The 20,606-nt window shown below is 59.2% G+C and carries 18 protein-coding genes and 2 pseudogenes; 11 read left to right on the top strand and 9 right to left on the bottom strand.

The genetic code is table 11. The annotated features are described in order from the left end of the window. Positions 1-452: 452 nt before the first annotated feature. A complete protein-coding gene (locus tag QCE63_RS17275; RefSeq protein ID WP_309834658.1) occupies positions 453-4,571 on the bottom strand; it encodes a CheR family methyltransferase in 4,119 nt (1,372 codons plus the stop codon). 105 nt (positions 4,572-4,676) lie between these two features. Further along, complete coding sequence (locus tag QCE63_RS17270) at positions 4,677-5,099, bottom strand: response regulator (RefSeq protein ID WP_309834656.1); 423 nt, start codon at positions 5,097-5,099, stop codon at positions 4,677-4,679. A gap of 158 nt (positions 5,100-5,257) precedes the next feature. Here QCE63_RS17270 and QCE63_RS17265 point away from each other — a divergent pair, with 158 nt between their 5' ends. Both QCE63_RS17265 and QCE63_RS36860 read left to right on the top strand, forming a co-directional pair. Next, on the top strand, positions 5,258-6,292 hold the full coding sequence (locus QCE63_RS17265) for a chemotaxis protein CheB (protein ID WP_309834655.1): 1,035 nt from the start codon (positions 5,258-5,260) through the stop codon (positions 6,290-6,292). Between the two features lie 285 nt (positions 6,293-6,577). Continuing rightward, on the top strand, positions 6,578-6,799 hold the full coding sequence (locus QCE63_RS36860) for a DUF6723 family protein (protein WP_404990142.1): 222 nt from the start codon (positions 6,578-6,580) through the stop codon (positions 6,797-6,799). A gap of 602 nt (positions 6,800-7,401) precedes the next feature. Here the strand turns inward: QCE63_RS36860 and QCE63_RS17250 are convergent. The 3 genes and pseudogenes from QCE63_RS17250 to QCE63_RS17240 all read right to left on the bottom strand — a co-directional run bounded on the left by QCE63_RS17250 (position 7,402) and on the right by QCE63_RS17240 (position 10,352). Continuing rightward, entirely contained in the window at positions 7,402-9,792 is a 2,391-nt protein-coding gene (locus tag QCE63_RS17250; protein WP_309834652.1) for a PAS domain S-box protein, read from the bottom strand. A 175-nt stretch (positions 9,793-9,967) separates the two neighbouring features. After that, positions 9,968-10,071: pseudogene (locus QCE63_RS17245) on the bottom strand (electron transfer flavoprotein subunit beta/FixA family protein); the annotation flags it as partial. A gap of 152 nt (positions 10,072-10,223) precedes the next feature. Continuing rightward, on the bottom strand, positions 10,224-10,352 hold the full coding sequence (locus QCE63_RS17240; protein WP_309834651.1) for a hypothetical protein: 129 nt from the start codon (positions 10,350-10,352) through the stop codon (positions 10,224-10,226). A gap of 191 nt (positions 10,353-10,543) precedes the next feature. On the opposite strand from QCE63_RS17240, the gene QCE63_RS17235 reads away from it, so the two are divergent. The 3 genes from QCE63_RS17235 (at position 10,544) to QCE63_RS17225 (ending at position 13,028) form a co-directional block, all read left to right on the top strand. Continuing rightward, the gene (locus QCE63_RS17235; RefSeq protein WP_309834649.1) at positions 10,544-11,971 is read left to right on the top strand and encodes an ISNCY family transposase; all 1,428 of its coding nucleotides are present in this window, start codon (positions 10,544-10,546) and stop codon (positions 11,969-11,971) included. Positions 11,972-12,504: 533 nt separating this feature from the next. Next, positions 12,505-12,765 carry a type II toxin-antitoxin system prevent-host-death family antitoxin gene (locus tag QCE63_RS17230; RefSeq protein ID WP_309834647.1) on the top strand — a complete coding sequence of 87 codons (261 nt, stop codon included), beginning with the start codon at positions 12,505-12,507 and terminating at the stop codon, positions 12,763-12,765. Further along, complete coding sequence (locus QCE63_RS17225) at positions 12,762-13,028, top strand: Txe/YoeB family addiction module toxin (protein WP_309834645.1); 267 nt, start codon at positions 12,762-12,764, stop codon at positions 13,026-13,028. The genes QCE63_RS17230 and QCE63_RS17225 overlap by 4 nt, the downstream gene beginning before the upstream one ends. 334 nt (positions 13,029-13,362) lie before the next feature. Here QCE63_RS17225 and QCE63_RS17220 read toward each other — a convergent pair whose 3' ends face one another. Then, positions 13,363-13,872, bottom strand: a complete 510-nt coding sequence (locus QCE63_RS17220) for a PRC-barrel domain-containing protein (protein WP_309834643.1) — start codon at positions 13,870-13,872, stop codon at positions 13,363-13,365. A gap of 1,743 nt (positions 13,873-15,615) precedes the next feature. Between QCE63_RS17220 and QCE63_RS17215 the strand changes: the two genes are divergently transcribed. Together QCE63_RS17215 and QCE63_RS17210 are read left to right on the top strand one after the other, a co-directional pair. Next, the gene (locus QCE63_RS17215) at positions 15,616-15,894 is read left to right on the top strand and encodes a hypothetical protein (protein WP_309834642.1); all 279 of its coding nucleotides are present in this window, start codon (positions 15,616-15,618) and stop codon (positions 15,892-15,894) included. Positions 15,895-16,015: 121 nt separating this feature from the next. Continuing rightward, the gene (locus QCE63_RS17210) at positions 16,016-16,285 is read left to right on the top strand and encodes a hypothetical protein (protein ID WP_309834640.1); all 270 of its coding nucleotides are present in this window, start codon (positions 16,016-16,018) and stop codon (positions 16,283-16,285) included. Between the two features lie 104 nt (positions 16,286-16,389). Here QCE63_RS17210 and QCE63_RS17205 read toward each other — a convergent pair whose 3' ends face one another. Further along, the gene (locus QCE63_RS17205) at positions 16,390-16,614 is read right to left on the bottom strand and encodes a CsbD family protein (RefSeq protein ID WP_309834639.1); all 225 of its coding nucleotides are present in this window, start codon (positions 16,612-16,614) and stop codon (positions 16,390-16,392) included. A 108-nt stretch (positions 16,615-16,722) separates the two neighbouring features. Here QCE63_RS17205 and QCE63_RS17200 point away from each other — a divergent pair, with 108 nt between their 5' ends. Both QCE63_RS17200 and QCE63_RS17195 read left to right on the top strand, forming a co-directional pair. Further along, complete coding sequence (locus tag QCE63_RS17200) at positions 16,723-16,935, top strand: hypothetical protein (RefSeq protein ID WP_309834638.1); 213 nt, start codon at positions 16,723-16,725, stop codon at positions 16,933-16,935. 39 nt (positions 16,936-16,974) lie between these two features. Beyond that, positions 16,975-17,436, top strand: a complete 462-nt coding sequence (locus QCE63_RS17195) for a response regulator (protein WP_309834636.1) — start codon at positions 16,975-16,977, stop codon at positions 17,434-17,436. 16 nt (positions 17,437-17,452) lie between these two features. Here the strand turns inward: QCE63_RS17195 and QCE63_RS36855 are convergent. Both QCE63_RS36855 and QCE63_RS17180 read right to left on the bottom strand, forming a co-directional pair. Next, a pseudogene (locus QCE63_RS36855) lies at positions 17,453-18,062 on the bottom strand (DNA primase small subunit domain-containing protein). 112 nt (positions 18,063-18,174) lie between these two features. Next, positions 18,175-18,690, bottom strand: coding sequence for a hypothetical protein (locus tag QCE63_RS17180; RefSeq protein ID WP_309834633.1), 516 nt, complete (start codon positions 18,688-18,690; stop codon positions 18,175-18,177). 212 nt (positions 18,691-18,902) lie between these two features. Between QCE63_RS17180 and QCE63_RS17175 the strand changes: the two genes are divergently transcribed. After that, positions 18,903-20,177, top strand: coding sequence for a site-specific integrase (locus QCE63_RS17175; RefSeq protein ID WP_309834631.1), 1,275 nt, complete (start codon positions 18,903-18,905; stop codon positions 20,175-20,177). Next, complete coding sequence (locus tag QCE63_RS17170) at positions 20,164-20,547, top strand: hypothetical protein (RefSeq protein ID WP_309834630.1); 384 nt, start codon at positions 20,164-20,166, stop codon at positions 20,545-20,547. Before QCE63_RS17175 ends, QCE63_RS17170 begins: the two co-directional genes overlap by 14 nt. The last annotated feature ends 59 nt before the right edge of the window (positions 20,548-20,606 follow it).

Here is a 20,606-nt window from a genome sequence, read left to right as displayed (position 1 = left end):
CCTAGGCGAACGGGAGTGGATCGCCGAGAAGTGGACTGACGCTCTCGATCGTCGAATCGAGACCGTGAAAAGGGCGAGCAAGAACTCGGCACTCTTGAGTTAAATAACAGACGCAAAAAATGGATCGACCTTTGTATCGCTGCTGCATATCACGCAACCCTTCGGATTCCTCTGCAACGTTCGTGAACACGACCTCGGGTGCAGCGGCACTGGTAAGGAAAGTTCATCGCGCCACTCGGATCAAATGGGCTGAGCGTGGGACGGTTATAATTTCGCGCTTACCTAGCCGCGGCGGCGTGCAGAGCCTGACCGGCGCACTTGCCATGGGCACACACATCGCAGTTGTTGGCACCCGGCCTGTAAGCGTGGTATCGCCAGCTACAACGGGCTGATCGATATGTGAACGCTCGAGAAATTGCACAGTAGGTTGCCTCCTCGCCTCCTCGAGGCGGTCACTGCGTTCGACCCTCCGGTCGAAGCTTTTGGACAACATCAGCCAGCGCCTGGAGATTGAATGGCTTCGAAAGGCAGGCGTCGCAGCCGGCCTCATGCGCAAGCGCCTCCTCTTGCATGATCGCTCGGCCGGTGACCGCCACAATCGGCACCCCCATGCAAGTTTGCAGTTGCCGCAGTCGCGCGACAAGTCGATAGCCGTCCATATCCGGCAAATTCAGATCGGTGACGATAACGTCGAACTCGGACGCTTGCGCCGCGCGTAACGCCTCGGCTGCGCTCGGCGAAGCCGTAACCCGTGCGTCGTACAGGGAAAACAGCTCTGCCATTGCCTGCAACGACTCTTCGGAATCCTCGACCAGCAGCACGCGGGACCCCGCGAAGATCGAAAGGTCTGCCGGCTTGTCACCGGCTTGCCGATGAACGAACGAGGTCTCGGCCGGAAGCAAGACGACGAAGCGAGCGCCTCGACCCTCGCCTTCGGAAAATGCCTCGGCCTTTCCGCCGTGCAGACGAGCCAGCTGGCGCACCAGAGATAGACCGATGCCCAATCCGACAGCTCGCGCACGCGAGGGTACGTTGGGGGCTTGCTGGAAGATATCAAAGATCGACTCGAGAAGATTGGGGGCGATGCCAACGCCCGTGTCGGCCACCTCCAGACACACCTGATTCGCTTGGTGCTGCAACCGGATGGTGACTGTTCCGCCCGGCGGCGTGAACTTCAACGCATTGCTGAGCAGATTCCAGACGATCTGTTCCATGCGTATGGCATCGGCCTCGATAACGACCGGTGTCGACGGAATGTGCACCTGTAGCTCGATCCTGTTTGCGGCGAAATCGTCGCGAACCGCCTCTGAGATCGACCGAACGACGTTCGTCAGATCCGTGGGTGCGAAGCGTAGAGAAAGCTTGCCTGTCTGAATTCGCGAAAAATCGAGCAGGTCATCGATGATCTGCGCTTGCCCGAGCACTGACTTCTGTATCGCATCGGCGACTTCGCGAACACGGCTGATGTGTCGCGCTTCCGGAAGACGAGCGAGGATTTCCGCTTTCATATGAATGAGATTGAGCGGATTTTTCAGTTCATGAGACAGCACCGCGATGAACTCATCTTTCAACCGGCTCGATTTTCGAATCTCGGTGTAATCGGCGCGCTGCCGCGCCAGCACAAGGTCTCGCTTTCCCTGTACCAGCTTGCGTCTCGTCGCATCGTGAACGATTTTGGCAAAGCCCGAAAACCCGGGCACATCGATGCGACTCAGAAAGCCGCTGCAAAAGACGCGCTCACCGCTTTTGGTCGCATGCCAGCGCTCGTCTTCGGCACGGCCGTTATGGCGGGCTTTGTCGCGCTCGCGCGCCGGTACGCCAGCCGCGAGATCTTCAGAGGTAAAAATGGCGTCGAGGGGGCCGCCCAGCATCTCGTTGGCCTTGTAACCGAAAATGCGACTCGCGCCTGCGTTCCAGCTGACCACTACGCCATCGTCGTCGAGGACAGCAATGGCGACGTCATGCGTCTCCTGTGCAGCGAGCTTGAGCCTCTCTTCGCTTGCGCGCGCCTGGATTTGAGCGGCTTTCTGCTCTGAAATGTCGATCAGTGCGAGCACGGCCCCATCGATACGATCATCGTCGGTGCGATACGGAAGGACCCGGGCGAGGAAGGTGCGACCGTCCTTGCTCCGCACTTCCTTTTCGATCTTCTTGAGGGTTTCGAACGCGGCGCGCAGATCGTCGATCATGTCCGGATAATCTAGTCTGTGCGTCAGATGCTGAAGCGGTCGGCCGGTGTCGGTGGGCAGGATATTGAAAAGGGTGTCGGCCGGAGACGTGTACCGGTTTATGTTGAGCGTACGGTCGACGAACACCGTCGCCACGCCGACCAAGGCGATGAGGTTTTTAAGATCATCGCTCACGCGGGCGGCCTCCTGGACCTTCGTCAGGAGCTCGGAGTTCACCGTGACCAGTTCCTCGTTAAGCGACTGCAATTCCTCGCGACTCGCTTCTAATTCCTCGGTTGCCGAGCGCAATTCCTCGTTCATGGCCTGCAGCTCTTCGTTCGATGCTCTGAGCTCCTCGGCCGATTTCTGCGCGTCGTGCAAGGAGTTGCGCACGCGGCCCTCGCTTCCCGCCAATGCATGCCTAAGCGAGTCGAGCGTCTCGTCAGCAGGCTCGCCGCTCGCCGCGGAGTCCGTCGCTGGAAGTGGCGTCAACGGGTCACATGTGAGAGAGATCACATCCTCGTCCCGTACAGGGTCGTGGTAGGGCCAGAAGGACAGATCCACCGCAATCTCGCCTGATGCGGTCGAGAAAGGCAGCGCCTGTTCGTCCTGGCGTCGTCCGGCCGTGGTACAGCGCTGCATCGCTTGCCGGATACGAGGATGGGCGTCTTCACGGGTGATGTCGAAGAGATTGAGGGCACGGGCACGCCGCACGTCCTCGGTCAGCCTATGGGCATTGGCCGAACGATGGACGATGGTGCCGTCAGTGCGTACCACAATGACCGGCGGCCCAAACAGGTCGAGCGATCGTGCCGGGTTGGGCGCTTCGACATCAATCGGTTGCCTGCTGACTGGCGAAGTAAAGAACGCTTGCCCGCCGCCATCGTGCGGGTGCTGTTGAATGTTGACGTAGGTCGGCAAGGGATTGGTTGCGGCGCTTGGCACCACTCGGTAGATCTTCTTGTACTTATCCACCGGCGCAAAGAGCTCGTGGGCGAAGTCAGCCGATTCGGCCGAGCCGAGAAAAAGCAGACCGTCGGGGCGCAACGAGAAATGGAACGCTTCGAAGACGCGTCTCTGGGCGCGGCGGTCGAAGTAGATCAGGACGTTGCGGCAGGAAATCAGATCGATGCGCGAGAAGGGTGGATCGCGCAGCAGATTATGGGCAGCAAAGATCACGGTGTCGCGCAGCGATTTCACCAGTCGGTATCGGTTTCCCTCCTTGGTGAAATACTGCGTCAGACGGGCAGGCGACAGGTCATTCGAAATGGCCGAAGGATAGCTGGCCGCCCGCGCGATGGCGATCGCCCGTTCATCGATGTCGCTGGCGTAGACCGTTATCCTCGGCCGATGGGGCAATCGACGCGCTGCTTCGTCCAGCAGCATCGCGATCGAAAAAGCCTCTTCCCCTGTTGCACAGGCCGGCACCCACGCACGCACTTCGTCACGGTCTTTGAGGCTTTGTATGAACTCCGCCGGCAAGGCTTTCTCGAGCGCATCAAACGCTTCGGGATCGCGAAAGAAGTTCGTGACGCCGATCAGCATGTCCGCCAGGAGTTTCGGCGTCTCGTGCGTATTCTCAGTCAGAAAGTTCTTGTACGCAGCCACCGACGTCAGCGCATTGACCTGCATGCGGCGCTCGATGCGTCGCACGATCGTGCCGCGCTTGTAATTGGAGAAATCGTGACGGGTCCGGGCACGTAGTGTGTCCAGCACCTCGTCAATTGCATTGGCATCGGGAATGAGCGATTCGATGCTGCCGATCTCTTCATCGGGATCCGACGGCGCGGGCAAGGCGATTCTCGCCGCGCTTGTGACTAGTTCCAAAAGCTTGGGAATGATCTGCGCCACCGGCAATATCAGATCAACGTCGCCGGTTGCAATCGCGTTGCTTGGCATTTCGCCGTACTGCGCTTCTTCCGGACATTGAGCGATGGTGATGCCACCCTGTTCGCGGACGCGCGCAATACCTACTGAGCCGTCTGCGCCCGAACCGGACAAGACGACGGCGACAGCGCGCGCACCATGAGCGTCGGCCAGGCTGCGAAAAAACACGTCGATGCTTGTGGGCGGCAGCCGCGGCGGTTCCGGGTCGCTCAGGCACAGGTGTCCATCCACCATCGATAGGAGCTTGCCAGGCGGAATGACGTAGACGTTATCTTTTTCGAGCGGCACCGGGGTACTGACTTGCCGCACGCGCAAGGGGGTCACGTTTTGAATGACCTCGTGCGCGTGGCTCGTATGATCGGGCGACAGATGCAGGACCACCACGAAGGCGATGCCCGGCGCGGGTGGGGCAGTTTCGAAAAGCCGCAACAGCGCTTCGACGCCGCCCGCGGAGGCGCCAATTCCGACCACTGCAAAGTCAGGGCCCGCAGGTTTGCGTTGTTCTTTTGGGGTCATACCAGTAGCCTATTTCCCTCGGACCGACTGCCGCGCGTCCGATAAAGGTTCAAGCCGGTTATCTCACGTTGAAGCGCCACGCACACAACACGTGGCAATGCCCCATTAAAGCGCAGCAAGCCGTGCAATGATATCCAGTAAAGGCCCGGTTCCTGCACCTTTCTGACAGAAGGCGTCGAAGCCTGCCGCGACGCCCAGAGGCTGGACGGCTTGTTCGTCCATCGAGGTGAACGCGATGAGGAGGGCCTCGCCGGCGCCGTCGAGCGCATGCAAACGCGCGGCGAGCTGGAAACCATCGGGCGACGGCATATTGATGTCCAGCACGGCGATGTGCGGCGTCCACGATGCGATGCGTTCAAAGGCGGAGTCTCCATTGAATGCGAAGCGGGTTTCATGACCCACGAAGGAGAGCGCAAGCGCCACGGCTTCGGCGCCAAGCGCGTCATCGTCGACGACCAGAATGCGTAGCGGACGGTGCGGGGACGCTTTCCTATCGGTCCAGATTCCGGTCCAAGTTCCGCTTTTCATGTCGGTTCAGGTGATTGCGTCGGCTGCGATGCTGGCGCAAGCACCATTCCCAGGTTCGCTGCTTGCTCGTCTAGGCCATGCGGTCCGGACTCCGGAACTGCAATGAAGATCCAAGGGCAGCGACGCGGCCCGCCGCAGCCATAGTCTGGAGGTACGCAGTGCATCACGATCAGCCTATCGAGAATCGGATCGTCGCGGTCGGTACGTCGCTGGGCGGTCTCGACGCACTTCGCACGCTGCTGTCGTCACTGGCGACGGATTTTACCGCTCCGGTCTTGATCGTCATGCATATTGGCGCGCATCGCAGTCTGCTGCCTGAGCTACTGGCGCCGGTTTGCTGTTTGCCGGTTGCCCATGCGATAGACAACATTCCGCTCGAACCGTCGCGGATTTATGTCGCACCCTCCGATCGGCATATGCTGGTTCATGATGGGCGGATACGGCTGAGCGCTGGCCCGAAAGAAAACTTCGCGCGTCCAGCCATTGACCCGTTATTCCGCTCGGTGGCCGTCGAGTATGGCGCTCGCGCCGTCGCAGTGGTCTTGACCGGGGACCTTGACGACGGTGCGGCAGGCGCAGCCGCAGTCAACGCCTGTGGCGGTCGCGTCATCGTACAAGCGCCTCAGGACAGCGTCGCACAGTCAATGCCGGCCTCCGCGCTTCGCGCGGTCCCGGCCGCTACGGTGGCGTGCCTTGACAGGCTTGCGCAGGCCATCGCGGATGCGGTTCATCAACCCATAAAAGGAGGCCCCATGGGTGCCGATAAGCGACCGATCGAGATCGAAGCGCAGATCGCGCTCACCGGTATCTCTTCGCCGGCACTGCTTGATCAGTTGGGCAAGCGCAGCACACTCACCTGTCCGGACTGCGGGGGCGTCGTTTGGGAAGTAAGCGATACCGCACCCCTTCGGTACCGATGCCATACCGGACACGCTTTCACTGAAGCTTCGCTGGACGCCGCGCAAAAGGCGGATCTTGAAGACGCGCTGTGGACGTCGGTGCGTCGAGTAGAAGAACGCGCGGCGCTCGCCGCCAGCCGCGCTCGTGCAGCCGAAACACAGGGCGATGAAGCGCGCGCGCAATCGGAGCGCGCGTTATCCGGAAAATTGCACAGGCTCGAAGGGGCCCTGCGAGAATTCATCATGGGAAGCGCCAGGACAGAGGATGATCAGACATTCGCGGGCCAGAAATAGGAAAGGAGCGCCAGTGTGAACGAGCCGTCGTTGCTTCACTTGCTTTCCGGTCCGGGGGCGCACTGCACGTTCGCGCATAGCGGCACTGCTTCAGAAGCCGTCCCCGAGCGAACCGGCGACGCGCATTCCGGTCGTTGCGGATAAATACCCGATCCATGGGCCAATTGGGAACTCATGGGACATGTTAATGAGAAGCGTCCGAAAACTCGTTCTGTTTCCGATGAAAATCGTAGTGCCAACCCGCGGCGCGACTGGAGATGACTTCGAGATTTATGCGTCTTATCGGTGCGCCAGTACAAACGGCTACCAGGCACCTTGAAGGTCGTGAGGAAGACCGACGGCAGGCTGCTGTATCCGTTTGAAGGCGCGGCAAATCGGCCCGTTCGAAACCAAAGCCGACGCAATTCGCGTTGCGCATCAGCGCGGCGACGAAATCGTTCGCGGCGACCTGGAAAGTCCGGAATTATAGTGGCAGCGCCGAAGCGATCAGCATCAGTGGGTCCATAAAGTCGTCAAGCATTACCTTGAACGCCCTGGTTATGGCCGGTGAAGCCACTGCCGGTAGCGGCTCATCTGCGACGGCGAGGCGAAAGGTAGCGGTAGGTGAAGCGGACCACTGAGTTGGCAGGCGCTCGACCGCTGTTGGGCATTGGCGTTTCTCGGTAAAACGACGTCAAACACCGTCCTTCCATTGGCTGACTCCACCGTCACAGCTCCGTTGTGAGAGCCTATGATTTGTTTGGCGATGAAGAGGCCAAGCCCCAAGCCTGCGCCCGTGCCGGCGCGCTTCAGGTCCATGGGGCGCGCGCAGTCGTTCGCTACTTGGCCGATAAAAGATGATTCGTTCTCCGGCCGGCTTCGCCGTCTCCCGACGCGACAGGCGGCCGGACTGGACCGGATACTGGCAGCGCTGCCGCCTGCATCTGCCAGGTCGCCTAAACGAAATGTGACCGCCTATGTCGGGTCGAAGGGCACGTACAAGGTGTGACCCGCGGCCAGTTCGCCGCGCCAGCCGTGGCGCTCGTGCATTGATGCACTGCAACTTCAACAATGTCGTCCTATCGCGAACCTGACTTCTGCTCGGGCCGTCGGTCGTCACGGACTGGCCATCACCGGCGGGACGGCTCACCTGCCGGTCTGCTGACCGGCTGCAGCGCCATGCGCAACTGATCAAGTGTGAAAGGCTTGCGCAGCGCCGCCCATTCGTATCCGAAGCTCTCGTCGTCCGGTACAGCGTTTCCTGACGCAAAAATGATCCGGAGCTCCGGACGGGTGGCAAACGCGCGTCGTGCCAGTTCGGTGCCCGACATATCTGGCATGACGACGTCAGTGAACAGGATGTCGAAGTCGTTCCCGTCGAGCGCGTTCAGCGCCTGCGCCGCGCTTGCTGCGCGGTGCGGACGCATCCCAATCAGCGTCAGCAGTTCGCAGGTTGCGTCGAGCGACGCGGCGTCGTCTTCCACGACCAGGATGCGCAGGCCGTCCTCCTCTCCAGTTGGCCCGAGTCCGTCGCGAGCACACGTGCCGCCCGCAGACGCTTCGCTCGCTTCGACGTCGCTGGTGCCAAGCACCTGCCGCACCTTGTCGGCGAGCTGCTGGCGGCTGTATGGTTTGCTCAGCAGTTCGACGCCCGGGTCCAGTCGGCCGCCATGCACGATGGCGTTCTGTGTGTAGCCCGAGGTGAACAGAACCTTCAGCCCCGGCAGCATCTCGACTGCGCGACGGGCCATTTCGGGACTGCGCAGCGGGCCGGGCATCACCACGTCCGTGAACAGCAGATCGATGTGCACGCCGCTTGCGACCACGGCCAACGCCTGCTCGGCGTCGTTAGCCTTGAGCACCGCATAACCGAGGCCAGAGAGGAGTTCGACGACGGTCGACTGGACTCTCAGATCGTCCTCCACGACGAGAATCGTCTCGTTGCCGTGCTTCAGGCTACCGGGCGTGGCCGTTCTGGTTTCAACTGCCGCGCCGGCCGAACGCGGCAGATAGATCCTGACGGTCGTTCCTTCGCCGATCTCGCTGTAGAGGCGAATATGCCCGCCGCTCTGCTTGACGAAGCCGTAGGCCATGCTGAGGCCGAGCCCCGTACCTCGGCCCTCAGGCTTCGTGCTAAAAAATGGATCAAAAGCGCGCGCCATCACGTCCTGGCTCATGCCGGTTCCGGTGTCGGTGACGGCCAGCATCACATACTGGCCGGCGGCGACGTCAGGGATTGACGACACGTATTCGTCGTCGAGCGTCGCATTCGACAGCTCAAGAGTGAGCTTGCCGCCACCGGGCATTGCATCGCGGGCATTGATCGCGAGATTGAGGATCACGTTTTCGAGCTGATGCGGATCGACGATCGTATTCCACAGCCCACCCGCCACCACGGACTCGATTTCAATGGCCTCTCCCAGCGCCCGCCGCAGCAAGTCGTCGAGCGACCGTAGGTGACGCGCAGGATTGGTAACGACCGGAGCGAGGGGTTGCTGGCGACCGAAGGCAAGTAACTGTGATGCAAGCTTGGCGCCGCGGTCGACGGCGTCGATCGCATTACCAAGCCGCTCGGCGCTCCAGTGGTCGCGGCCATGCCTGCTTTCGAGCAGTTCGAGATTGCCCCGCAGCACCTGCAAGACGTTGTTGAAGTCGTGCGCCACACCGCCCGTCAGTTTGCCCAGCGCTTCCATCTTCTGCGCCTGGAACAGTTCGCTTTGCGTTTGCTCAAGTACCTCGGCTGCTCGCCGTCGCTCGGTGATATCGCGCGTGACTTTCGCAAACCCGACCACCTGGCCATCCTCGTAGATGGCGTCGATGATGACATGCGCGAAAAATCGGCTACCGTCGCGCCGTACGCGCCAGCCTTCAGCCTCCAAACGTCCCTCGCATCTGGCTGTCTCGAGTCCCCGGAAAGGGACACCCGCTGCCACATCGTCGGGGGTGTAAAACCGGGAAAAGTGCGAACCGATGATCTCGCCCTCGGTGTACCCCTTGATCCGCCGCGCGCCTGAGTTCCAGCTCGTGACGCGCCCGTCCGGCGAAAGCATGAAAACGGCATAGTCGGTGACACCCTGAACCAGCAGGCGGAAGCTCCGTTCACTTTTGAGCACCGCGTCGTGGGCTGCTTTCTTGTCACTCACGTCGGCGATCACCGTGCCGAAACCAAGGAGTTGGCGCCGGCTGTTGCGCAGTGCCGTCGTGACGACGTTTGCCCAGAACGGGGTGCCGTCCTTACGCAGGCGCCAGCCTTCCATGACGGAGCGACCGGTCCCGGTCGCGGCCCGCAGCGCCGCCTCCGGTGCAGCCGCGGCGCGCTCCGTCTCCGGAAAGAAAACAGAATATGGCTGCCCGATAATCTCGTGGGGCCGGTAACCGTGGATGCGCTCGCCGCCTGGGTTCCACGTCAAGACAATGCCCTCGGGTGAGAGGGCGAAGATAGAGTAGTCCTGGGTGGATTCGGCCCATAGCCCGAGCCACAGAGAGCTGAAGGCGGCCGGTGCTGGGTCAATGTCGCTCATTTGCTGGATTTATATAAGCTTTGTAACGTCGCGTTGTGCGTCAAGAGTTATTTACAGCAATAAACGCGCCCATGCCGAGCCTATCGGCACACATCTATCATCGTTACGAAAACCATCGCACGCGGTTGGCACGCCGGCACTTTAACCCACAGAATAGCCAGAGTGGCTGCCGCAGCTTGCCGTCCGCGACCACGACCTTCGATGCGAACGTCGCCTGCGGCAATCCGGCCGGCGCTGCAGCATCGGGCCGGTCTGATTCGAATCGTCGTCGATGGCCTGTGAAACGCGGTGCGACATCCAGCGTGGCAGAGTCACTCCGGTATATGGGTTAAGGGAGGCTAACGCGCGTCCGGTTCAACATTCGGGACGAGGCGATTTTCGCTCGGCGTAGCAGTCTCAGACTGCTGCCGAAGAGTGAGACCAACGCGCACTTACAAGTGCCGCACCGGCGCCAGATACTCGACGAGGCCGAGATCGACGCTTATTACCGAAAAGGCGAACCGCTGCGCGGCTTGTTTCGGAGCCTTGGCGACTTCGGCAGGCGTATTGAGACGTAGCATCAGGCGGGCGTCCGACCCGCATTCGCTTGCGCGTCCCTTCGTCCAGCAAGCCGCAGCGCGGTTTACATAATGGAACTAACGCATTTCACTCGTGTAGCGGCCGTATCCTAATGTCGTGTTCTGGCTATTTACAGATGTCGGGTTTTAACCGGTGGCAAGCTGGCAGCTGATCGTCCAGCGGGAGCCCAGTCATGTCACCGAACCCACCTGTGAGCTTGACCATGCGCGAATGGGACAAACTGAAGGTTATCGAGGCGGTAGTCCAGACGGGTTTGAAGCCCGGACGCGCGGCTGAGCGCTTGGGCCTGTCGGTACGCCAGATCGAGCGGCTGGTGGTGCGCTATCGTCAGCACGGAGTGCAAGGCGTGGCGTCGGGCAAGCGCGGCCGACCGGGCAATCGCAAGCTCGACGATGCCTTGGCGCGGCGCGCCGTGAGTATTATCCGAGAGCGCTACGCCGACTTCGGGCCGACTTTGGCGCGCGAGAAGCTCGAGGAATGCCACGGCATCCGGCTGGCCAAGGAAACGGTGCGGCATCTGATGACGGACGCGGGTCTGTGGGTGCCACGCCGGCAACGCCCACCGAAGGTCTATCAGCCGCGCGCCCGGCGTTCGTGTCTGGGTGAGTTAATCCAGATCGACGGCTGCGAGCATCGCTGGTTCGAGGAGCGTGCGCCGCAATGCACGCTGCTGGTGTACGTCGACGACGCCACCAGCCGGCTGATGCTGCTGCATTTCACGCGCAGCGAGTCGACCTTCAGCTATTTCGAGGCCACGCGTGCCTACATCGAGCGCTACGGCAAGCCAGGCGCGTTCTACAGCGACAAGGCCACGGTGTTTCGCAACGCAACCGCAGGCAAGACGGGCCACAGCATCACGCAATTCGGTCGCGCGATGTTCGAGTTGAACATCGACACCTTCTGCGCCAACTCGAGCCCGGCCAAGGGGCGCGTGGAACGCGCGCATCTGACCTTGCAGGATCGTCTGGTCAAGGAGTTACGCCTGCGCGGCATCAGCACGCTGGAGCAAGCCAACGCGTATGCGCCCTGTTTCATGGCCGACTACAACGCGCGCTTTGCCAAGCCACCGCGAAGCGACTATGACGCGCATCGTTCGCTGCGCACCGACGAGAGTCTGGAACGGGCGCTGACGTGGCGCGAAGCGCGACGGGTCACCAAGACGCTCACCGTGCAGTACGACCGCGTGCTGTATCTGCTGGACGATACCGACGCAAACCGCGCGCTGATCCACCGTGACATCGAGGTGTGGGAGTATCCCGACGGGCGCACGCAGTTGCGGGCCGGCGAGCGGGCCCTGGTATGCCGGCAGTACGACCGTCTCACCGAGGTCGATCCGGGCGCGATCGTTGAGTGCAAGCGTCTCGCGCACGTGCTTGAGTTGGCGCAAGCGGTGCAGGCTCAGCGCGACAACCGCAGCATTGGCACGGCGCCCTCGCGCACGCATCGCGGCGCGGAGGTACGCACGCCACGCCGCGCATCCGGCACGAAGAAACAGCGCGAGCTCACGCAACAGGACCTGGAGGCAACGATGAAGGCGCTGCATGAACACAAACGCGGTGCCGCGTCAGTAAAAGACAGCTCAGCGGTCAATAAACGGTGAAGTCCATGCACCCGCGCCCTGCCCGTTCAACCTCGCATCTTCAACACCGTGTGAGACCAAAACCTTGGACAGAGACGACATCTGTATTTAGCCCGCACCCCGACATTTCAATCTGGCCGTGACAATTCGTCGTCCTAAGCGAGCAAGGCCGGGTAGCATTTTTTTCGTCGAGATCGACCGTCGGCGACCTTCGTCCGCTCAGCGTGAACCGGTCCACGCGCTCGCACGCGTCCACGTACACATAGCTTGGCACACCATCAAGCTGGCGATCCCATTGTCGCAGGAGCGCCTCGAACAGCGGCACGTCTTCCGGATCAAATCGCCACACGCTTTCCCGCTCGGCCCTTTCCTAACAGCATTCAAGCGGGGCTTCGGCCTACGATCGTCGGGCTGCGAGGTCCGAGTTTTGGAGCTCGACGAGTAACAGCTCAGAAAAAGAAGGGGTACAAACATGTACGTATAACTGTACATGTCGCTGCAGTTATGGTAGAGTTGTACCTGTATCGATCCAAGTTAGCCAGGAAGGAGGAGAAATGCGTACCATCCCTTTCACCGACGCTCGCGCGAATCTAAAGCGCGTCATTGACCAGGTTGTTGATGATGTGGACGTGACGCTCATCACTCGCCGCGACGCACCCAATGCGGTTGTCATGTCCCAGGAACACTACGATAGCTTGATGGAAACGGTCCATCTTCTGCGCTCCCCGGCAAACGTAGCCCATCTGGAACGTTCGATTGCGCAGGCACGTACGGGCAAGGTAAAACCTCGCAAGATGGTTGACGACGCTGAATGAGCGGTGCGTTGAACATCATGTGGACCGCCGAAGCTTGGGACGATTACGTTTACTGGCAGGGGCAGGACAAGAAGACGCTGAGGCGCATCAATCAACTCATCAAGGATGTGCAGCGCTCGCCATTTGAGGGTATCGGTAAGCCTGAACCGCTGAAGGAAAACTTGACTGGTTTTTGGTCGCGTCGCATCGATGAGACAAATCGATTGGTTTATGAAATCGTCGCCACACAGATCAATATTATCTCGTGTCGATACCACTACTGAGCCAACGTAAAACGCCACCGTCGCAGTCTTGGACTGAAACGCAATAAAGCGGAAAAGGGGAAATGGATGCGCTGTATGCCGCTGATGCGCGGTGCCTGCGGCGCGCCATCGGGCGGCTCGAGCGCGAACCTGGGCGGCTTCATCAAATCGAGTCGGAAGTCATCTGAACACCGCGGCGGGACATCGGCTGAACGGATGCATGCTTGTACGGCAGACACCGCTTGGATCGCCGTGTAGGCAGCCAGCCGTGCAAAGAAACTGGAAGCCGGACCACAAAACACCATTGCTGCTGGGCGGCCCTCGACGAGGGCCGCCCGGTTTGCTACGCCTCCGATTATAAAAGCGGGTCGCGGCTGCCGGTGGCGGGATTCGTTCCCGTCAGCGGGTCACTGCTTCCGCTGAGCGGGTCTGATGTCGTCGACCAATACGGCTGACGGTTGTAGTACTGATGCATAGACGTTCCCCAGCTAACATCAGCCATCGATGGCCAGTGGTCCTTGTCGAAGCCGGGCTCGCTTTTGATGCGGTCGGCAGTCATGTCCGCTCTAAAGACCTTCTGGTCCGTGTCAAGCGTCAGTGCATTCCACGGTATTGCCCTGAGGGTGTCTCCCATGCCCAGAAAACCGCCGCTTGTCAGAACGGCGTACGCCACACGCCCGCTACGCACATCCAGCATGATGTCTTTAATCTTCCCGACGTCCTCGCCGTCCGACGTGATAACCGTCGTGCTGTCAAGTGTGGACGCTGCCATGACATCGGGACCAGGGCCGTCACCCACACCACTGCCGACGATGTTTGCGCCGCCTTGCGCCGCGCCGGAACCGGTCAAGTTGCTTGTCGTCATGATTGTCGCCTCCCAAGATCGCCCGCTCTTTTCGTTCAGAAGAAAGGCTGCCCCTTAGACCGCTGCGTCGGGCGGCAAGCGGCGTAGGGAACCTATCGTGCGCGCAATGAGCATGCCGCCCCTTCTTCCCTCAAAGCAACGACGTAAGACCCACCCAACTTGGCAACAACGTCTATGACATCAGGGACGCGTGTGATATCCGCGAACGGAGGGATCCCAAGCGTTTGCGAACGGAATAAAGCGTTGGCCCAGAGCGAGCCGTCGGTTTGGAACCTTATCGGTTTGGTCGGATGCCCTTTTCTCCGTACCTTCAGCTTCTACTGTCTACGCCTGGCACTTAAAATTCCATAAGCGGCCGACCTCATGCGGGGAGTCGACCTTATCATTTCTCTTCGAAGCTTCGTCGGTCACCACGCACCGGTGCGTCCTCGACAGACGTTGCTCAAATTGGCATGTAACTCCGGCGGCTCCACTCCTAAATCAAGCGACGCGGCATCGGTCATTGGTCCTGCGACGAGGTACCCGCTGGCCTAGCTACTCCGATAGCCGGTAAAACCCCTATGAAGCTAGGGCCGCGGTTGTCTCAAAATATATAAACTAAATGCGTATTTACGCGGCTTTGAGGACGTTTGCGTGGGTCTGTTTTCGGCAGGCATGCCGGGGGAGCAAATGAAAAGAACGTCGAACCCAATTCGAGGATTGTGGGCATGTAACGCGCTCACACTCGATGGAGAAATCGAACACCTGGAGAGGGTTCTGTCGGGAGAAGGCGCGCATTCCGCCTTCGCACAGACGTATTGGCGTGAACGTGTAATGCAGGCATTGGAGACGCCGGGTTTGATACCAGCACAGCGAGACCGGCTTCGACGATTGCTCCGCAATATCGACGATCGGCTCTCGTCGCGGTCGGATTCGTAAGACGGAGCCTTGTTGGACCTCATGTTTCCAAACGCAGATGGCATCGGCGTTTCGCACAGCCCGCAGCCAAACGACCCAAAAACCTCGCTGATCCCTTCCGCGGCTGATTGGTTTGACATATTGAACATTAACGCATTTCTATTCGTTATCCTAAACATGCAGGCCGGATCGCATTTTTCGTCGAGGTCGCCCTCCCCAATTCGGCGCGCATGTAGTAACGATCGATTTCGCCGACAAGAATGCCATTTTTCGAGGCTCCACTTTGCAGGCAGGCGAACCCGGCGCAGCTGGTTTTCCTGCTCGTCTTATTCGGCCTGGACGCGCCCAGCAGCGGAAGGAGACGTTCGATGACAACGAACGCGCTTGTCCCAAGCGGAGCTCGCAGGATTGCGGTTCGCCATTCAAAAGTTTAATTGTGGCCCGTCTTTGAAACTGTCCTTTCTCTCAGGTCGCGCAAAACACGATTACGCTTACGCTCTCGGGAATAATGTTTATAAATGGCCGGAATCGCGATGAAAATAGCTGCGCCGGCAACGATGTATCCCATCAGAGTCTCGCTCACCGAGGCCCCTCGCTCAAATTCGTATGTCTATTGGAAAAGGACTCAAGCGGTTTGTCGGGAATGATTAAAACATGCATAAACCACGCATGTAATAAGGGTAAACTCGATCATATATTAAACCGATCGTTCGTTATTAATCTTGAAAATCCAAGTATTAATTGCCAACCTCGGGACAACCCTAGGCGAATTTTCCCGGTAGATGTTTAACAATTGAGCAAACGGCGGCAATGTACCGACGGGTTTTCGTACTGAGAGAGAAATACATGCACTCCCCCGAGGTTATCTATAAGGGCTTCGCCCTGACGCCCGTTGTCGCCCCCGATGACGGCATGTACACAGCGATGCTCATCGTCCGCGAGCCGGCTGGCACGCAACGAGCGACCGGAATGCTGGGCGAATTTCCCTCTCCCCAGGAAGCGCGGCGGTTCGCGTTCCTCTATGGCATGGCCGAGATCGACCATCGGAAGGCCCCGGAGCCTGACTGGACCGAGAAAGAGTGGCATAGCCGTAAGCACCCCCGAAGTGCTTCGCTTTGGAACTGATCTAATGCCGTTTGTGTGTTGGCCTTGATTTTTTCGCCGCGGTGTTTGGTGCACGATACCCTTTGAACTGTTCAAATCGGGCCGTCATTGATTGATTTGTATTTCTCTGTGAGGGGAGTCTGTGAAATCGCTCTGCCCGGAAACTATTGGCCAGCTTGCCGATCGGTGGACGGTTCTCATTAATGAGATCAGCCGCTTTGGAGTCGGCCAGTATCCGAACGCGCTCTATATTGATGTGCACGCTCTGGTTCGACAAACGGAGAAAATAATTGATCCAAATCCGTCTGAGCAGGATTTACTTCGTACTGTTCGCCAGATTGTTGAAAATGGCGATTTAAAACTCGGGCTATTTAAGCTGCACGAGGTTATCGCAGGACGGCTGGAAACCTAGGATAAAGACGCCCGCCGAAGCGGGCGCAAGGATAGACCGAGGATCCAGTTCCGAGAGTCACGGAACCATTTTCAGTGTAGACGTGAATACTTTATTTACGCAACTCACGGTGCTGGCGCTGCCGAATCGTCGTCAGCGCGGTCCGCGGCGTCGTTGCCGGCATCTTTCACGTCTTCTTCCACGTCGCCAAGCTCCTCGCGCGTCTCGCCAGCGGCTTGCTGCGCATCACCCTTTGCCTCCTGTGCCGGGTCGTTCGTCACTTTTCCGACGCCTTCATTAATCTTACCCTTGACCTTCTCACCCACGCCTTTGACTTGGTCTTCATTCATCGCCTTTGCTCCATAAGGCGCCTGCGGATTGCAGACATCACCTAAACGCAAGGATGATGCCGGTTGGTCTCTAACCGCGTACAGTTCGGGGCAACGGAGGGTCATCAGATGGCGCAAGCACCGGAAATAAAAGTCGAACGCCAGTCCGGCGGCTGGGTGTGGGCGGCTGTACTGCCCGGCGCGCATGACGGCGTTCCGATCGTGCTCGGTCAATCGACTGAAGCGTTTGCGACCGAAGAGGCGGCCCTTCTTAACGCCGAGACCGCCCTGCCGGGTCTCTGGGCCGAATATTCAAAGGCTATGGATAAAAGCAGGGCATAGGCGTTGCTTACTTGAGATACGTGATTTTGGGACGCAGTCATGTTCTCTTCGTTGCCTGGTTTATGGACCGACCGCCCGTTCGCGCGCGTCTCTCCGCCTGTGATCGTGCTTATCATCGATGACGACGGCGATGGTGCTGAAGCACTGGCCGCCGTGCTGGAGATGGAAGGGTTCCGGACCGTTGTGGCCCATGGTGGACCTCCTGCCTTCGAAGTCGCGGCTGCTTGGACGCCCCACGTCGTAATCGTCGATATTGAAATGCCGGACTGCGATGGCTTTGCGGTGGCCGCGGCCATGCGCGGGGTGGGCCGTTTTCGGAACACGCCGATCATAGCCTTCACATCTCTCGCTGAAGCCGACGTTATCGAACGCGGAAAAGACGCGCAGATTGACGCATTCTGTCGCAAAGGCAGTCCAATCCGGCCGCTGCTAAAGCTCATCGAGCACGTCGCCCCGGTCAGCGGGCCTAGCGACAGACCTGATAATGGATTAAGGTATTAGGGGGCTTCTTTTATGCTTACCGCGCGGCGCATGGCCCGGTTATGCCCTGTCGACATCGAAAATACCCCTGCCAAGGATCGGCGCCTTGCGTACGTTGGTGATGTGCGGCCGTCTTTATGGTCCATTGGTCTGCTGCACCGATGGCCGGGAGTTCATCCCATGCAACCGGCATCGATACCCCAAGCCCCGACCTGGCGCGCGCGGAGAATGCCGCAACGGTGCTCGCGCCTTTGCTGTTGCGCAAATAGTCGATAAAAATCTTGCCGACGCGGTTTTTCGGGCCGAGGACTGCTGAAAACCGGTCCGGCATCATCCGCGCCATATGCTGGGCGACCGCCTTGGAAAACCCCTTCATCCTGCCGGCGCGTCACCGGGATAACGACGTGGTATCCCTTCCCTCCGCTGGTCTTGAGGAAGCTGTGCAAGCCAATCTCATCAAGCAGGACTTTCGCAAGTTGAGCAGCCTCTGTCATCATCCTCCACGACAGCTTCTCGTCGGGGTCGAGATCGAGCACAAAGCGATCGGGGTGCTCAAGATCCGGCTGAATGGCGTTCCAGGAATGCAGTTCGATGACGTTCATCTGCGCAAGGCCGATCAACGCTTCATGATGGTCGACGGCTAACAGCGGCGGATGCCCCGGATGCAGTTCTTTGGGCAGTCGCGTGACGCCGGGATCTTCGCCCGCTCCTCGTGCTTCTGGAAAAACAATTCGCCGTGAATGCCGTCCGGTGCCCGTACTAGGTTACCGGCCGGTCCTGCAGGTAGGGCAGCGCCCATTCGGCGATTTCATCGTAGTACCGCAATAGGTCGATCTTCTTCATGCCGGTGACATCATCGATGATGCGATCGGCATTCGAGACTTTCACTCCGGCGAGCGCGACATTGCCGCGGCCGCGCGGCATCGCCCTCGTTGTCCCGGCTTTGTCGTCGACGACCTCGCCGAACTCGACATCGACGACCGGCTCTTCGATCACCGCTTCAGCGGGTTTATCGGCTCGCATTCCGTGAAATACCGGATGCCGGATCTCGCCGTCCGGCGTCCATTCAAGAAACGAAATCTCTGCGACCAGGCGCGGCTCCAACCAGACATAGTCTCGGTCTTTCTCTGGCGCAGGCGGATTATAGAACGGGCTTTCCCCGCGCTTGACGGCACTTGCGTCCCTTTCCAATGCAGTCAGCTGTGACGGCCGTAACTTTGGCTTTGCGGTGCCAGCAAATCGCAAGGAGCCATCTCGCTCATGCACGCCGAGCATGAGCGACCTGATGCCCGATTTCGCGCCCTTAAGCCGTAGGAATCCGCCGACGACGAATTCCTGGCGCAGCAGACATTTGAGCTTTTGCGGGCGTTTCCAAGCAAATGTAATTAGCGAACGGTGCGATGCGTGGCGCTGTTTATTTTCTATTTACATCTTTTTTGTGACTCCATATCCTCCGGCGATCGAGGCACTTATGAGAATGTTAATAAATGGCCGAACGTTACACGGTCAGGACCGCAGTCTTCGCGTCTGGCGAGCGCTTACCGATTCTCGTAAATGTCAGCACTGGCGTTCCGTTGTTCGATCCAACCGTCTTCACCCTTTCTCAAATCCGCGCTCGGAATCGTGCGAGCGCCACGATCGAGGTGGTGCTGCGCGCATTGATGGTGTTGCAGCTATTCTGCGATCAGCATCAAATCGACTTGACTGAACGCATGCGGGCGGGACGATTGCTCGAGCTGGGCGAGCTCGATGCCTTGGTGCGGCTGTGTCGTCTTCCGATGAGCGCTATCGTAGCGCGGGGTGATCCGAACCGAATTGGCTTCCGTCGGGCACCGGTTACCCTTGAGGGTTACCGGGCCCGTGCAAAGAATGTCATCGAGGAAGTTGATAGTGATTTCGCAGGCGTGCGCATAAGGTATATCCGGAATTTCATTGAATGGCTAGCCGATAGGCTTCTTCTCACCATGGATGTACAGCATCCGATGCGAGCGGCGCTTCTCGACGTTAAGAGGCTCGTCGTCTCCGGACTCACGACGCGAATCCCAAGTGCCAAAGCGCGGAACAACGCTCAAAGCCGGAAAGCACTAGACGAATCGGCCCAAGCGCGGCTTTGGAACATTATCGACGTTCGCTCGACCGAAAATCCTTGGGAGGGCCGGCACGCGAAGGTTCGCAATGAACTCATCGTGCGATGGTTCCTGGGTCTTGGCATTCGTCGCGGAGAGCTTCTTGGTGTCAAGGTTAGCGACGTGAACATAAGAACGGGAGAAGTGTTCATCGCTCGACGGGCAGACGATTCTGGCGACCCACGTCCCTACCAGCCCAATACAAAGACACACGACCGCACTCTGCCCCTCAACAATGATTTGGCGCAGCGGACTCTTCAGTACATTGTTGGGGAGCGGCGACGCTATCCAGCCGCTCGGAAGCATCCGTTCCTCTTCGTAGCCAACGGCGGGGCGCCTCTCTCTTTGCGCGGGCTGAACGAAATATTCGTTGCGCTCAGAAAGGTGCACTCCGATCTTCCAGTCGTCCATCCGCACATTCTTCGGCACACCAACAACTACAACTTTTCGAACCTTGCCGACGAAAGGGGCATGGATCCCGAAGTCGAAAAAAAGATCCGCTCTCAGGTGATGGGCTGGTCGGAGACATCTGGTACGGCGGAACGTTATACCCGGCGAGAAACAGAGCGCAAAGCGCGCAACGCCTCGTTGCAACTGCAGGACAGGATGATGAAACCAATCAATGAACAAGAATAACCTCGGCAGCCTGCCCGTCGCCGCAGGATATCTGGTCGCCGTGCCAGCCGTCGTGACCGCCAAGCAAGGCTACCGGTTCGATCCGCACGAGGACACCTGGGTCCTTCGGGAACTGACGCACGAAGTCTGGTTGCGATTCAGCAAGATGCCTCCTCTCCAAAGCGACTTCAAGGCCGCACTCAAAACTGTTCTCGTGTGGTACGCAGAAAATCATTCGGTTGGGTACGTGAAGAGCCAGTACAACTGCATCCGACACCTGTTTCTGCATAAGACGGAGCTCCACGGGATGCCCATCGCCGAAATAACGAGCGTCGACATTTTGAATTACAGGGCGCTATCAAATCTGAAGTGCAACACCTGTTTCGTATAAGGTGTTGCGATGCACGAAAGAACTCAGTATCAACAGCTTCAACCCGAAGAGCGCCTGAC

It is taken from the genome of Caballeronia sp. LZ065 (assembly GCF_031450975.1).
GTDB lineage: Bacteria > Pseudomonadota > Gammaproteobacteria > Burkholderiales > Burkholderiaceae > Caballeronia.
This window is presented reverse-complemented; position numbering and strand designations above follow the sequence as displayed.

Bases quoted from the DNA above. Each gene is read 5' to 3' on its own strand.
- QCE63_RS17230 (WP_309834647.1), top strand. From the start codon at position 12,505: ATGCGTACCATCCCTTTCACCGACGCTCGCGCGAATCTAAAGCGCGTC.
- QCE63_RS17205 (WP_309834639.1), bottom strand. From the start codon at position 16,614: ATGAATGAAGACCAAGTCAAAGGCGTGGGTGAGAAGGTCAAGGGTAAG.
- QCE63_RS17270 (WP_309834656.1), bottom strand. From the start codon at position 5,099: ATGAAAAGCGGAACTTGGACCGGAATCTGGACCGATAGGAAAGCGTCC.
- QCE63_RS17235 (WP_309834649.1), top strand. From the start codon at position 10,544: ATGTCACCGAACCCACCTGTGAGCTTGACCATGCGCGAATGGGACAAA.
- QCE63_RS17170 (WP_309834630.1), top strand. From the start codon at position 20,164: ATGAACAAGAATAACCTCGGCAGCCTGCCCGTCGCCGCAGGATATCTG.
- QCE63_RS17220 (WP_309834643.1), bottom strand. From the start codon at position 13,872: ATGACGACAAGCAACTTGACCGGTTCCGGCGCGGCGCAAGGCGGCGCA.
- QCE63_RS17200 (WP_309834638.1), top strand. From the start codon at position 16,723: ATGGCGCAAGCACCGGAAATAAAAGTCGAACGCCAGTCCGGCGGCTGG.
- QCE63_RS17250 (WP_309834652.1), bottom strand. From the start codon at position 9,792: ATGAGCGACATTGACCCAGCACCGGCCGCCTTCAGCTCTCTGTGGCTC.
- QCE63_RS17240 (WP_309834651.1), bottom strand. From the start codon at position 10,352: ATGCTACGTCTCAATACGCCTGCCGAAGTCGCCAAGGCTCCGAAACAA.
- QCE63_RS17195 (WP_309834636.1), top strand. From the start codon at position 16,975: ATGTTCTCTTCGTTGCCTGGTTTATGGACCGACCGCCCGTTCGCGCGC.
- QCE63_RS17275 (WP_309834658.1), bottom strand. From the start codon at position 4,571: ATGACCCCAAAAGAACAACGCAAACCTGCGGGCCCTGACTTTGCAGTG.
- QCE63_RS17215 (WP_309834642.1), top strand. From the start codon at position 15,616: ATGCACTCCCCCGAGGTTATCTATAAGGGCTTCGCCCTGACGCCCGTT.
- QCE63_RS17175 (WP_309834631.1), top strand. From the start codon at position 18,903: ATGGCCGAACGTTACACGGTCAGGACCGCAGTCTTCGCGTCTGGCGAG.
- QCE63_RS17180 (WP_309834633.1), bottom strand. From the start codon at position 18,690: ATGCTCGGCGTGCATGAGCGAGATGGCTCCTTGCGATTTGCTGGCACC.
- QCE63_RS17225 (WP_309834645.1), top strand. From the start codon at position 12,762: ATGAGCGGTGCGTTGAACATCATGTGGACCGCCGAAGCTTGGGACGAT.